The sequence below is a fragment of the Nitratiruptor tergarcus DSM 16512 genome (genome assembly GCF_027946175.1).
Lineage (GTDB): Bacteria > Campylobacterota > Campylobacteria > Campylobacterales > Nitratiruptoraceae > Nitratiruptor > Nitratiruptor tergarcus.
Genome location: NZ_AP026671.1, coordinates 1,024,969 through 1,037,536, shown reverse-complemented (window position 1 = coordinate 1,037,536; position 12,568 = coordinate 1,024,969). Strand labels below are relative to the sequence as shown.

14 protein-coding genes and 1 pseudogene are annotated in these 12,568 nt (G+C 36.3%); 8 read left to right on the top strand and 7 right to left on the bottom strand.

Features of this window, described 5'->3' with window-relative positions; translation table 11 throughout:
• The 7 genes and pseudogenes from NITER_RS10245 to NITER_RS05415 all read right to left on the bottom strand — a co-directional run bounded on the left by NITER_RS10245 (nucleotide 1) and on the right by NITER_RS05415 (nucleotide 5,609).
• Nucleotides 1–417 carry a CZB domain-containing protein gene (locus NITER_RS10245; RefSeq protein WP_414859000.1) on the bottom strand — a complete coding sequence of 139 codons (417 nt, stop codon included), beginning with the start codon at nucleotides 415–417 and terminating at the stop codon, nucleotides 1–3.
• A gap of 135 nt (nucleotides 418–552) precedes the next feature.
• Nucleotides 553–1,056: pseudogene (locus tag NITER_RS10240) on the bottom strand (methyl-accepting chemotaxis protein); the annotation flags it as partial.
• A gap of 276 nt (nucleotides 1,057–1,332) precedes the next feature.
• Complete coding sequence (locus NITER_RS05435; protein ID WP_084275504.1) at nucleotides 1,333–1,728, bottom strand: chemotaxis response regulator CheY; 396 nt, start codon at nucleotides 1,726–1,728, stop codon at nucleotides 1,333–1,335.
• Between the two features lie 9 nt (nucleotides 1,729–1,737).
• Complete coding sequence (locus NITER_RS05430) at nucleotides 1,738–2,697, bottom strand: chemotaxis protein (RefSeq protein WP_084275505.1); 960 nt, start codon at nucleotides 2,695–2,697, stop codon at nucleotides 1,738–1,740.
• Nucleotides 2,698–2,706: 9 nt separating this feature from the next.
• Nucleotides 2,707–3,216 (bottom strand): chemotaxis protein CheW, encoded by a 510-nt coding sequence (locus tag NITER_RS05425; protein ID WP_084275506.1) that lies wholly within the window; start codon nucleotides 3,214–3,216, stop codon nucleotides 2,707–2,709.
• Nucleotides 3,216–5,264: a chemotaxis protein CheA gene (locus tag NITER_RS05420; protein WP_084275507.1), complete on the bottom strand. Its 2,049-nt coding sequence runs from the start codon at nucleotides 5,262–5,264 to the stop codon at nucleotides 3,216–3,218. The genes NITER_RS05425 and NITER_RS05420 overlap by 1 nt, the downstream gene beginning before the upstream one ends.
• 3 nt (nucleotides 5,265–5,267) lie before the next feature.
• The gene (locus NITER_RS05415) at nucleotides 5,268–5,609 is read right to left on the bottom strand and encodes a hypothetical protein (protein WP_084275508.1); all 342 of its coding nucleotides are present in this window, start codon (nucleotides 5,607–5,609) and stop codon (nucleotides 5,268–5,270) included.
• 98 nt (nucleotides 5,610–5,707) lie between these two features.
• On the opposite strand from NITER_RS05415, the gene fliG reads away from it, so the two are divergent.
• The 8 genes from fliG to NITER_RS05375 all read left to right on the top strand — a co-directional run bounded on the left by fliG (nucleotide 5,708) and on the right by NITER_RS05375 (nucleotide 12,559).
• Nucleotides 5,708–6,730 carry a flagellar motor switch protein FliG gene (gene fliG, locus NITER_RS05410; RefSeq protein WP_197685306.1) on the top strand — a complete coding sequence of 341 codons (1,023 nt, stop codon included), beginning with the start codon at nucleotides 5,708–5,710 and terminating at the stop codon, nucleotides 6,728–6,730.
• A gap of 153 nt (nucleotides 6,731–6,883) precedes the next feature.
• Nucleotides 6,884–7,855 (top strand): flagellar motor switch protein FliM, encoded by a 972-nt coding sequence (gene fliM / locus NITER_RS05405; RefSeq protein ID WP_084275510.1) that lies wholly within the window; start codon nucleotides 6,884–6,886, stop codon nucleotides 7,853–7,855.
• Nucleotides 7,848–8,354 carry a flagellar motor switch protein FliN gene (gene fliN / locus NITER_RS05400; protein WP_197685307.1) on the top strand — a complete coding sequence of 169 codons (507 nt, stop codon included), beginning with the start codon at nucleotides 7,848–7,850 and terminating at the stop codon, nucleotides 8,352–8,354. The genes fliM and fliN overlap by 8 nt, the downstream gene beginning before the upstream one ends.
• Before the next feature lie 3 nt (nucleotides 8,355–8,357).
• Nucleotides 8,358–9,074, top strand: a complete 717-nt coding sequence (locus NITER_RS05395) for a flagellar hook-basal body protein (protein ID WP_084275511.1) — start codon at nucleotides 8,358–8,360, stop codon at nucleotides 9,072–9,074.
• An 11-nt stretch (nucleotides 9,075–9,085) separates the two neighbouring features.
• Nucleotides 9,086–9,886 carry a flagellar basal-body rod protein FlgG gene (flgG, locus tag NITER_RS05390; protein ID WP_084275512.1) on the top strand — a complete coding sequence of 267 codons (801 nt, stop codon included), beginning with the start codon at nucleotides 9,086–9,088 and terminating at the stop codon, nucleotides 9,884–9,886.
• Nucleotides 9,849–10,790, top strand: a complete 942-nt coding sequence (gene flgA / locus NITER_RS05385) for a flagellar basal body P-ring formation chaperone FlgA (protein ID WP_084275513.1) — start codon at nucleotides 9,849–9,851, stop codon at nucleotides 10,788–10,790. Before flgG ends, flgA begins: the two co-directional genes overlap by 38 nt.
• A complete protein-coding gene (locus NITER_RS05380; protein WP_084275514.1) occupies nucleotides 10,748–11,431 on the top strand; it encodes a flagellar basal body L-ring protein FlgH in 684 nt (227 codons plus the stop codon). The genes flgA and NITER_RS05380 overlap by 43 nt, the downstream gene beginning before the upstream one ends.
• A gap of 36 nt (nucleotides 11,432–11,467) precedes the next feature.
• On the top strand, nucleotides 11,468–12,559 hold the full coding sequence (locus NITER_RS05375; protein WP_084275515.1) for a flagellar basal body P-ring protein FlgI: 1,092 nt from the start codon (nucleotides 11,468–11,470) through the stop codon (nucleotides 12,557–12,559).
• The last annotated feature ends 9 nt before the right edge of the window (nucleotides 12,560–12,568 follow it).

Genomic DNA, 12,568 nt, shown 5'->3' with positions numbered 1-12,568 from the left:
TTATTCGAGCTCTTTTGCAGAAATAATTGCTACTATTTTTGTTAGTTCTTTTACAATTGCATTGGCTGTGTCTGCAAGCTCTTCAATTTTTTCAAAAACTTCATTTTTTCTACCCTCTTTTTGTAGCCTTATTAATTCAAAAGCAAGATTATGTACTTTTTTATGAAGATCTTCGGTGCCTTCAAGGAGCGCTATTACCTCATCACCGTATGGCTTTAATGCTTTAAAAGCCTCTCCAGAATAGAACCATCTACCAAAATTGCAAGATGTAAAATCTTGAAGAGAAATATTTTCATAACCTTCAAGAACTTTCGCAACATTCATAATATAGACTGAATGTGTTTTAATTGCATCAAAAAGTTTTGTGATCACCTCATCTTTTTCATTTACTTCACACTTTTCAATTCCTTCATTCATGAAATCGATTGTTGAGAAGATGCGGAGTCCAGTTATATGAGCTAAATCTTGAGCCTGTTTGAGATCTTCATTAAGTTTTAAAATTTCATCATTAAAGGTATAGATATGCTCTTTTTGTTGGTTAGTATATTGGATTTGGCGTTGAATAAGATGCGTTACACTATTACTTGTCTCTTTTATTTTACGGAAGGTTTTTAGTACATTACTTGCACCTTCTGCACTATCTTCTACAATTGTTTTTGCGTTTCCAACCACTTTTGATGTATTATCCATCTCATCCATAACTGAAATTGTTACTTCACGTATCTCACTTGCACTTTTGCTTGTCTTTTCAGCTAGTTTTCTTACTTCATCAGCTACAACTGCAAATCCACGTCCTACTTCTCCAGCTCGGGCTGCTTCGATTGCTGCGTTGAGTGCAAGGAGGTTTGTTTGTTCAGTGATTTCTAAGATGACATTAAGCACATGGTCGATACCACTGATTTTTCTTTTGAGTTCTTCTGTGGTTTTTGTAAGATTGTCCATAGCTTTAACAGACTCTAAGATATCTTGGTTTGTTTTATTTAAGATATTTTCGCCATTTTCAATTTCAGTGGTTGTATCTTTCTGTGCCTGCTCTATCTCAGAAATACTATGCATAATAGTATCAGTGATTTTGAGACTCTCTTCGCTTGTACTTGTGATTTTGTCGAACGTATCGTTAAACTTTGAAAAACGGTTTTTAAAATTATAGATTCCAGTTGCAACTAAACTTGCATTAAAGATACCTTCGCTTAAATTGATACCACTTCTTATCCATTGTCTTTTTCCATTTTTCAAAATCGTCTCTTTTTCTCTTATACAAGTTTCGAGATCTTCTCTGCATTCATCTACATTTTCTAGTTTTAGCTCTTTTTTGCTCATTTTGTGCTCCTGTTACTTTTTTTTGGCCGAAAAGATTGCCTCGATTTTAGCTTTGACATTTTCTGGAGTGAAAGGTTTGACGATATAGTTATTGACTCCGCTTTTAAGGGCTAGTATGATATTTTCTTTTTTTGCTTCTGCTGTAACCATCATTATCGGTAAAGATTTGAGATTGGGATCTTTTCTAATCTCTTGAACAAGCTCAATGCCTGTAAGATTTGGCATATTCCAATCAGTAATAACAAAATCGTATTTTTGGCTACGAAGTTTTTGGAGTGCTACCATACCATCTTCTGCTTCATCAATATTGCTAAATCCCATCTCTTTGAGAAGGTTTTTGAGAATTCTGCGAATCATAGGTGCATCATCTACTACTAAAATTCTTATGTTTTTATCTGGTAATGCCATTTATCCTCCCTATTTTTTTATTGCATATTCATGAACTATATGTAAAAGATCTTTTGTATCAAATTTTACAAGATGTGCATCTGCATTGACAAATCTTGTTTTATCAACTGTTGCTTTATCAGATAGTGATGTATTGATAACTACAGGAATTTTTGACAATACTGGATCTTCTTTTACTCTTTTTGTAAATGTCAGCCCATCCATTCCTGGCATCTCAATATCACTAATTATGAGTTGTATTTTGTCTGTAATATCTTTTCCCTCTTTTTGAGCTTCCTCTTTAAGTGATTCAAGGTATTTGAGGCCATCAATTCCGCTTTCAACTTCATAAACATTATGTCCATCTTGTGTAAGAATTTTACGAATAATTTTTCTTGCAACTGGACTGTCATCGAGAATCAGTATATTGTAAGATGTATCACTCTTTCCATACTCATCTTTATCTTCTACATTGAAAACTTTTATCATGCCAAGTTCATCCAAAATTCCTTCAAAATCTAATAAAAGAAGGAGTTGGTTATCTTCTATTTCTATTACCCCTACAACTTTTCCTCCCAGTTTTTCATCTACGCTAGCTGGGGGTTTTTTAATATCTGTCCACTTGATGCGGCGAATTCTTTTAGCTTCATGCACTAAAATACCTATAATCTCACGTAAAAACTCCATAACTATAGCATATTTGCTCTCTTTGTCAGCAGGAGCTTTTATTTTCATCCACTTTTCCAGATTTACGATTGGTATGACATCTTCACGGATTTTTGCTAGTCCTTCTACTTCAGGCGGCATACCGGGAGAGCGAAATATATTGGTGGGGCGCTGGATTACCTCTTTGACTTTGGCGACGTTGACACCTAAAACCCACTCATAAACATTCCCATCTTCGAGTTCTTCAAACATGCGAAAATCTATAACTTCAAGTTCATTTGCTCCCGTCTCCAAAATTTTAGGTAGATACTCTTTTTTTCTCATGGCAGCCTCTTATTCTTCGTTTTCTTGGTCAGATTTATGAAACAGTTTTTCAATATCAAGAAGGATGAGAAGGTTTTTATCACCTACCTCTTCATCAGTAACGACCACTCCAGTTATATATTTAGCATCAATCCCGATAGAGTTGATAGGAGCTGGGAGTATCTCTTCATCATCTATTGTTATAGCGCCTACCACTTGATCAATCATAAGTCCGATATTGCCAATAGCTGAATCGATAATAAGGATAAATTCTTGTTCCTCTTTTTTGTCGTGAGGAAGCCCCAGCATCTGCTTTACATTGACTACTGGTACAATATTGCCACGCAGATTCATCACTCCTAATATATGCTCTGGTGTTTTAGGTACAGGAGTTATATCAAGACGCTTTGTAATTTTGATAATGTTTTTGATATCAATGCCAATAAGTTCCTTATTAAGTAAAAAAGCAATAACTCGCTGCTCTTCTTTAAGATCTTCTTCTATTGTTTCACTAAGACCTAATACTTCAATGTCGTTCATTAGATAACTCCTATGAGATCGTTACGTTTATCGTTGATAAGAGATTTAATATCAAGTATCAGTACCACTTTTCCATCACCTGTAATAGTTGCTCCTGCAATACCTTCTACATCTTTGAGCATCTCACCAAGAGGTTTAATAACAATCTCTTCTTCTCCATAGAGATTATCTACTGCAATAGCGATATTTTTTTCTCCAATGTTGATGATAATGACAAATTTGTTTTCACTGCTACTTTCTATATCAAAAAGCTCATTGAGATGAAAAAAGAGATAGACTTCGTCTCTGAGCATAAGTGATTTATAAATACCAACATCTTTGATATCTTCTGGACGGTATTTAATAATTTCAACAACGCTAAAAAGTGGTATAGCAAATATACGATTATTAACGCCCACCATAAGGGTACGTATGATAGCAACTGTAAGTGGAAGTTTCATAGTGATTTTAGTTCCCTCATCTTTTTCACTCTCTACTTCAATTGCTCCGCGCAAAGAGTGAATCACATTTGCTACCACATCCATTCCTACACCACGTCCACTCAAATCGCTTACCTTTTCCACTGTAGAAAATCCAGGCATAAAAATGAGTTCAAACGCTTCTTTATCACTCATCTGTTCTGCTTGCTCAGGTCTAATAAGCCCTTTTTCTATAGCTTTTTGTTTGACCTTATCTGGATCTATTCCACGTCCATCATCCTCAATTGATACGATGATGCGATCTCCCTCTTGAAGAGCCGAGAGCAAAATTGTGCCATATTCTGGTTTACCTTTTGCGATACGCTCTTCAGGTGGCTCTATGCCGTGATCGATAGAGTTACGTACCAAGTGAATGAGCGGATCTTCAAGCTGATTGAGAATACTTCTATCGATTTCTGTATCTTCACCTTCGAGTTCAAGATTGATTTTTTTGCCAACTTTTTTTGCCAAATCTCTTACGATGCGAGGAAATTTACTAAAAATACGTTTTACTGGCTGCATGCGCAGTTTCATTACCACTTCTTGCAAATCTGAGACGCTTCTACTCATTCCAGCTATTGCTTCACTAAGCTCTTCGATAACTTCTGTATCATCTTGTGTAGTGTTGAGTCTGGATGTAAGTTTGACAATACGGTTGCGATCTAAAACAAGTTCTCCCACCAGATTCATGAGTGTAGAGACTCTCTCTATATCGATACGTATCGTCTCCCCTTCCTCTTTTTTTGCCTTTTTGGCTGGCGCTTTGGGAGATGGTGCTGGAGCTTTTTGCTTCTTTTCTTCTTGAGGTGCTTCTACAACCTCGCACTTTTCTTCAATTGTTTTTTCTTCAAGCTCTTTTTTTTCTTTTACAATTTTTTGTACAATGAGATCCTCTACATCTTTGCCTTGCTGAATGAGTTCATCAAGTTTTGCGATGAGATCCATATCTCGCTCTTCTGGTGGAAGCAATATGAGTTCATCGAGGATCTCTATCATAGATTTATCAGGATATTGCAAGATGAGTTTTTGGATATCTGGATCTACATCTTCATGAAACACAATTTCAATCTCTTTATCTATCTGTGCTACGGGTACTTCTTGGTCTTCATCATGTGATTGAGTTATATCTTCTTGCGCTTGAGGTGCTGCATCTTCTACAGGTTCTTCTTGTGTTGATGTTATTTCTTTTCCTTCAAGAAGATCATTAAGTTTATCTAATATGCCTTGAATATCTTGTGTGTCTGGAATCTCATTTTGTGTTTTGAGTGTTTCGATAGAGTTTTTGATAATATCGATACCTTCCAAAATCGTATCCATCATATCTGAATTGAGCTGGAGTTCATCGTTGCGAAGTTTGTCGAAAATACTTTCGATGATATGGGCAAGATTGATGATACTTTCTAAGCCTAAAAAACCTGCTCCACCTTTAAGGGTATGCATACCCCGAAAAATCTGGTTGAGTAACTCTTTGTTTGTAGGATCATTTTCCAGCTCTATGAGCTCTTGATCGAGATTTTCTAGGATCTCTTCAGCTTCTTGTATAAACTCATCCAAAATCTCTTGCATATCTTCTGTTATTTGTATATGCATAGATTATCCTTTTCTTTCATTGAACATTGCATCTATATCGTTTTGATCCACTTCATTTTCCCACGCAAACTCTTCAAGATATGCATTGTCTTGAGGAAGAGAAGTTACAGTATCGATACGCTGCATAAAATCTTCTAGTTTTGTTAACCTTTGTGTGACAATGTCTTGCATTTGCAATGTAGCGATTGCTTTGATAATGCTCTCTTTCATCTCATGATTATCGCACTGCTCTTCTAACATCTCTAGTGTCGCATAGAGAGTATTAGCACACTCAGTAATCTCGTCTTTTGCTAAATTGATATGATTTATTGCTATTGCTATTTGCTCATTATTCAATCCTGACATGCGTATCCCTTTGCAGGTGATTTTTGTGATTATCGGTAATTTCATAGGATTTTTAATAAAAAAATATTAAAATGTTCCAAAAGCAAAAAAGGTTTAATTTGGCGGCTGATGACAAAAAAAGTGTAAACGGATTACAAAAAGCTGCAATACTTATTTCATCATTACCAGAAGAGGTGACGGTACATATTTTCAAAAGGCTTAAAGAGCATGAGATTGAAAAACTCATTAAAACTATATTATCTTTGGAAACCCCCTCTAAAGAGGTGCTCAAATCTGTTCTTGAAGAGGCATACGAGCATCTAAAAAATATATCGCCTGTTAAAATTGCTCCAGATCATCTCAAAAAAATCTTACAAGAGGCGTTGCCTCCTGAGCTTTTAGAAAAACTCCTCAGCGAAACATTTGATGAGCAAGAGGGAAAAGCGATATTTAAAGAGTTGGAAAAACTTGATGCCAAAATGGTTGCGAACCTTATCAAAGATGAGCATCCTCAAGTAATTGCACTGATATTATCACAGCTTAAACCCTCCAAAGCTGCGGAGATTTTGCAATATATTCCTAAGCGCGTTGGTGTGACTAATGTACAAGAAGAGGTTATTAAACGTATCGCTTCTATAGAAAAAATCTCTTCACAAACTCTCAAAGTTGTAGCTAACACTCTTGAAGAGGAGCTTCTCACAATTGGTGCTGGCAATGAAGAGACTCTTAGTGGTATTGATGTTGCAGCAGAAATTGTGAATGCATTGCCAAAAGATCTCCAAGTAGAACTCCTTGAAGATGTACGTAAAGAGGATGAACTTTTAGCTGATAATATCGAAGAGAGAATGTTTAAATTTGAAGATATTATCAAACTTGACAACAAAGCTATTATTGAGATACTCAAAAACATTGATAAAAACGATCTCATGCTCGCACTCAAGGGTGCACCAGAGGATATACTCAATAAATTTCTTTCTAATATGTCAAAAAGAGCTGCAGAGATGTTCCTGGAGGATATGGAAGTATTGGGTCCAGTGAAAAAGAGTGATGTAGAAAAAGCGCAGAAGAAAGTTATTGAAGAGATCAAAAATCTCATCAATAAAGGTGTTATTGAATTTGGCGCCGGTGAAGAGTATGTATGATTTTATGGGAGAAATGTATCTGTTTTGACGTTTTTTGTTATTTCTAAATAAATAGCTTGTAAAAATTGACGATAATCAAATATAATATATAGTTTTATCAATAAAATAGAATGAGAAAATATAATTTTATTAAGTGATTTATGAAGGTTAAGGATGTCTGAACAAGAATTTCTCTCCCAAGAGGAGATTGATGCGCTACTTGGCGGTGATGATGCTGGTGCAACAGAAGAGCCGCAAGAGCAATCAGATATCCGACCTTTTGATTTTAGTGAACTTGAAAGTATTAAAAAAGGTGGACTTCCTGGCTTAGAACTCATTTATGAGCGATGGGCTAAGAGTTTTCGTGATGATATTCGTAAACTTCTTCCAAAAATAAATATGGTCTCCAAAGAGAGCATATACATTACACGCTTCAATACATTTATGTTTAAAATTCCAATGCCCTCAAGTTATACAACCTTTACGATGAAACCTTTGAAAGAGACAGCTCTTTTAGTTGTGGATTCAAGACTTGTTTTTACAATAATCAGTGTGATGTTTGGAGGACCTGCTAAACCTTTTAAAGTAGAAGGAAGAGAGTTTACAAAACTTGAGACCTATGTGATTAAAGATTTTATAGATTTGGCTCTTAAAAAACTGCAAGAAACATTTTCTTTAGTATATAATATTGAAGTAGAGAAGAGATCGACTGAGCTCAATCCTGCTCTTGCAAAAATAACTTCAGGAAATGAGAAGGTTATTATTGCAGAGTGTCTTGTTGATATTGATGGGTATGAGGCTCCTATATATTTTTGCTATCCGCAAGGAATGTTCTTGCCTATTAAAGATGTGATATATAGCGAATTCTCAGGAGAGGTAGATACTGCGTGGAAAGAGAAGCTCAATGAGCTTTTATTGCAAACAGATGTAGAGGTAACGTTGGAGCTAGCAAAAAAAGAGTATTTTTTGCGAGAAATCATAGGTTGGGAAGTAGGTACTGAGTTGATGTTAGATGTAAGTAAAGAGGATCTAGTAAAGCTCCGCATTGCAGATAAAGAGAAATTTGTATGTAGACTGGGTAAAGTTGGAGATCGTTATGCAGCACTTCTAAAAGAGGAAGTAAGTAAGGAAGAAGAGAATGAGTGAAGAGAATAAAGAACTGAGTCCAGATGAGCTCATGGCACAACAGTTTGCAGATATGGGTGATGAACAGATAGAGGAACCGGAAGCCCAAGAGAGCACACAAGAAGAGAATGCTGATGAAAAGAGTGAAGAGTTAAGTCCAGACGAGCTTATGGCACAGCAGTTTGCTCAAATGAGTTATAATGATGAAGAGAATACAAAACCATTAGATGAGTTTGGTGAGTATGAAAAGAGTGTTGATTCGAAGCTCTCACTTTTACTGGATATTCCACTTGAAATTACTGTGGAGATTGGATCAACGCAGATGCCTTTAGAGGATGTGCTCAAACTCAATCCAAACAGTGTTATAGAGCTTGATAGGTATGTCAATGAGCCAATAGATCTCAAAGTAAATGGAAGAGTCATTGCAAAAGGAGAGCTCTATACAGTAAAAAATAACTTTGGTATCAAAATAACCCACATTATAAAACCAGAAGATAGACTAAAGATTTTAGAGAGGTAAAAAATGGCCCTTGATATGCAATCGATCTATATGCTAGCAAGTGGTGGGTCACGTGCGATGGAGCAGCTCGACACTACCACTAACAATATTGCCAATGCCAATACGGATGGGTTTAAAAAACTCCTTATAAAAGAGATGAGTCAAAGACTTGATGAAAATGGAGGGGATGCAAATCACCTTTTTGTTTTCCCACGGTTTCAAGAGACTCTTATTGATATGAAACAGGGTCCATTGAGGCAAACAGGGAATCCTCTTGATTTTGCTATTGAAGGAAGTGGGTATTTTCTTGTGCAAAAAGGGGGAGAAAAGATACTTACACGCAGCGGCCACTTTTTCCTCAATGAAGAGGGGTATCTAGTGGATAAAAATGGTAATTTCTTGCTTGATGATAGAGATAAACCTATAAAGCTTGATTCACGCAAAAGAGTAGATCTTGGTGAAGATGGGACAATCTATCAACAGGGAGAAGCAGTAGCAAAACTACAAATTAAAGATTTTGCAAAAATTGAACCTATGGGTGATACCTATTATCTTGCAAAGGGGAGTGAGCAGCCTGCTACATATAAACTTAAACAGGGATTTTTAGAAGGAAGCAATCTCAATCCTATTGTAGAGATGACTTCACTTATTACTGCGCAAAGAAGATTTGAGATGTATAGTAACATGATAAAGAGTCTCGAGCAACTCAATCAAAAAACAAATGAAATCGGTAAAGCTTAAAAGGAGAGAAGATGATACGGGCACTATGGACATCAGCTTCGGGAATGGCTGCGCAGCAGACAAACTTGGATGTTGTTTCTCACAATATTGCAAATGTCAATACAGTGGGATTTAAACAGAGCAGAGCAAACTTTGAAGATCTTATCTATCAAAATATCAAAGATCCCGGCGTAGTAAGTGCTGATGGCAATAGAGTACCATCAGGAATCCAAGTCGGCTTGGGAGTAAAAGTCTCTGATGTAAGTAAGATCTTTTCTCAAGGAAGCCTCAAGCACACTGAAAGAGATCTTGATGTAGCGATCGAGGGGAGAGGTTTTTTTAAAATCGAGCTTCCTAATGGGGGTGAAGCATATACAAGAGCAGGGAATTTTCAAATCGACAATGAGGGATATATTGTAACAAGCGAAGGGTATAAGCTCATGCCAAATATTCAGGTAAACTCACCTGAGACTCTTGTAAGTATCTCTATTAGCCCTAATGGAAAAGTCAATGCCGTACGCAATGAGGGAGGTACGCAAACTGTAGAAGAGTTAGGAGATATCAAGCTCTATCGTTTTGTGAATCCTGCAGGACTTAAAGCAATAGGACAAAACCTCTTTTTGGCTACTGAAGCTTCATCTGAAGCAGTGGAAGGAGATCCTAACACAGATGGTTTTGGAAAGCTCTCTCAAGGATTTTTAGAAAGTTCCAATGTCAATATCGTTGAGGAGATGGTAAATCTTATCGTTGCTCAAAGGGCATACGAAATGAACTCAAAAGGTGTGACAACTTCAGATGAGATGCTGCGAACTGTTGCGAATCTTAAGTCGTAATCTTTTTCTCCTTTTAGGCTTAGTCCTTTTTGCTGCTGCGCAAAATCTCATAGTACTAAAAACAAGCGTTTTAGATAAATCTCCTTTAAAGTTAGCCGATATCGCTACTATTGAAGCACCATCAAATATAAAAAATCTTATAGCCTCATTGCAAATCCCTCCTCAATATCGTAGCGATGGAGTCATTACTCAAGCAGAAATAACCAAAATATTGGCAAATAGTTTGATTGATACGAAAAAAGTCAAAATAGTTGGTCAAAAAGTAGTTCTGTTTAAAAAAGCAACTCTTCTTACAAAACAGAATCTGCGAAAGCAGATAGAAGAATTTATACAAGCAAACTATCCTCATATTCGTATTAAAAGCATTGATTTGCCAAAAGTAGCAATAAAAATACCTCCTGAGGGGTATCATATTGCAATAAAGCCCACCACAGTCAGCTTTGCTCATATATATCTACGGATAAAAATCTTTTCACAACGAAAAGTATTAAAGAGTCTGCGCGCAAGTGTAGCTATAGAGCGTTTTATACAAGCTGCAGTAGCCACCAAAAAAATTCCAAAAGGAACCGTTATTACAGATAGAGATATTACAACCAAAAAAGTGCGCCTAAAAAATTCTGCACAAAAATTTGTGTCTGCTGGCGAAGTATTAGGAGCTGTGGCAAAGAGAGATATCGGAGCAAATGTGATTATCAAAGAGTATATGATAGAGCCAAACTATGCCGTCAAAAGAAAAAGAAGTGTGAAAATCATCTATCAAAGAGATGGCATACATATTGAGCTTCTTGGTCTTGCTCTTGAGAATGGAAATGTAGGTGATATAATACGAGTCAAGAATCTCTCTTCAAATAAGGTACTACGATGCAAAGTTTTGTCCAACGGTGTAGTTGGTTTTGTCTATTAATACTACTCAGTGGATGTGCCCAAAAGGAGCTTGTCCAAAAAGAGCCGCCAAAAATACCAGTTATGAGTGAAGTTGCTCCTAAGCCCACATATAAAGCCCCAGGATCTCTTTATACAGGGTATGATAATCTCTTTAGTGATGCAAAAGCACATAATATAGGTGATATTGTTACGATATTGGTCAATGAAAATCTCCAAGGTACTGGAACAACAGATACAAAGAGCCAAAGGAGTAACAATCTTAACCTCTCTTTTCCATCTGTGACGGTACTGGATAAAAAGCTTCCTCACAACAAATCGACTATATTTGGAATTAATCAAAAATCAACCAATGCATTTCAAGGAAAAGGCGGTACCAATAGAAGTGCTAAACTCATAGCGAAAATAACAGCACGAGTGGTAAAAGTCTATCCCAACGGTAACCTTTTTATTGTAGGTACAAAATATGTCAAAATCAACAATGATACACAATACATCAAAATATCTGGCATAGTAAAACCTCAAGATATCAATCCTGACAATAGTATTGACTCATCAAAAATTGCAGATATGTATGTTGAATACAATGGAAAAGGGTTTTTAAATACTACACAGCGTCCCGGCTGGCTTGCAAATTTCATTATGAAAATATGGCCATTTTAGTTATAATAAATTATATTTAACTAGCAGGATAGAAAATTGCTCCGTTTCGTAATAGGTGTTTTACTTCTCCTTATAAATTTATCGGCAGTTGAGGTACGCATAGGGGATGAGGTAAATATTCAAGGCGTACGAGAAAACTATCTTACAGGATACGGTATTGTCGTTGGACTTCATGGCACTGGAGATGGAACTACTACAAAATTTACACTTCTAAGCATTGCTAATATGCTCAAAAAGATGGGAATCAATATCGATCCTAAAGATGTGAAAACAAAAAATGCTGCTGCAGTGATTGTAACTGCCAAACTCCCACCTTTTGCAAAAAGCGGTATGATGGCTGATGTTACAGTATCCTCCATGGGTGATGCAAAAGATATTGGCAATGGTGTACTCATTCGTACACCTCTTTTTGGTCCAGATAAAAAAATATATGCTTTTGCTCAAGGACCAGTATCTACAGGTGGGGGGTATAGTGAATCTAATAAAGGTGGTAAAGTTAGTAAAAATTTTACAACTACCGGAATTATTCCCAACGGCGCAATTATCGAAAAAGATCTTCCCTATAGTTTCGATTCCCAGCGATTTGTCACTTTGACACTCAAACATCCCAATTTTAAACTAGCGAAAAATATTGTTGAAGCTATCAATAGCCATTTCAAACAGACCTTAGCTTATGCTATGGATGCAGCTACTATTAGAGTGTTTTTCCCTTCACCAACAATGCCAGATAAAGTCAAGTTTATTTCTCAGATACTCGCTATGCCTGTTGAAACATCAAATGAACCAAAAATCATTATTTATGAAAGAACAGGCACAGTTATTATGAGTGGTGATATTAAGATTGACACTCCTGTTTACATATCGCATGGCAATATCTATGTGACTGTGCAAAAAGAGCCTTTTGTTTCCCAACCAAATCCACTTTCCCCTGGAAAAACGGTAAAAAGCGAGTCTGTTACAACTTCAATTAAAGAAGAAAATGGTAGAATTTTTGCAATTCGATCGCCGTCTCTCAAAGACCTTGTCAAGGCGCTTAACGATCTTGGAATTTCACCTAGAGATCTCATTGCTATAATTGAAGCAATAAAAAAAGCGGGCAAGCTTCATGCAAAAATTGTGATAATGTAGGATAGAAAA

Excerpts from the sequence above, each read along its gene's own strand:
- NITER_RS10245 (WP_414859000.1), bottom strand. The coding sequence starts at position 417 with ATGAATGAAGGAATTGAAAAGTGTGAAGTAAATGAAAAAGATGAGGTG.
- NITER_RS05435 (WP_084275504.1), bottom strand. The coding sequence starts at position 1,728 with ATGGCATTACCAGATAAAAACATAAGAATTTTAGTAGTAGATGATGCA.
- NITER_RS05430 (WP_084275505.1), bottom strand. The coding sequence starts at position 2,697 with ATGAGAAAAAAAGAGTATCTACCTAAAATTTTGGAGACGGGAGCAAAT.
- NITER_RS05425 (WP_084275506.1), bottom strand. The coding sequence starts at position 3,216 with ATGAACGACATTGAAGTATTAGGTCTTAGTGAAACAATAGAAGAAGAT.
- NITER_RS05420 (WP_084275507.1), bottom strand. The coding sequence starts at position 5,264 with ATGCATATACAAATAACAGAAGATATGCAAGAGATTTTGGATGAGTTT.
- NITER_RS05415 (WP_084275508.1), bottom strand. The coding sequence starts at position 5,609 with ATGTCAGGATTGAATAATGAGCAAATAGCAATAGCAATAAATCATATC.
- fliM (WP_084275510.1), top strand. The coding sequence starts at position 6,884 with ATGTCTGAACAAGAATTTCTCTCCCAAGAGGAGATTGATGCGCTACTT.
- fliN (WP_197685307.1), top strand. The coding sequence starts at position 7,848 with ATGAGTGAAGAGAATAAAGAACTGAGTCCAGATGAGCTCATGGCACAA.
- NITER_RS05395 (WP_084275511.1), top strand. The coding sequence starts at position 8,358 with ATGGCCCTTGATATGCAATCGATCTATATGCTAGCAAGTGGTGGGTCA.
- flgG (WP_084275512.1), top strand. The coding sequence starts at position 9,086 with ATGATACGGGCACTATGGACATCAGCTTCGGGAATGGCTGCGCAGCAG.
- flgA (WP_084275513.1), top strand. The coding sequence starts at position 9,849 with ATGAGATGCTGCGAACTGTTGCGAATCTTAAGTCGTAATCTTTTTCTC.
- NITER_RS05380 (WP_084275514.1), top strand. The coding sequence starts at position 10,748 with ATGCAAAGTTTTGTCCAACGGTGTAGTTGGTTTTGTCTATTAATACTA.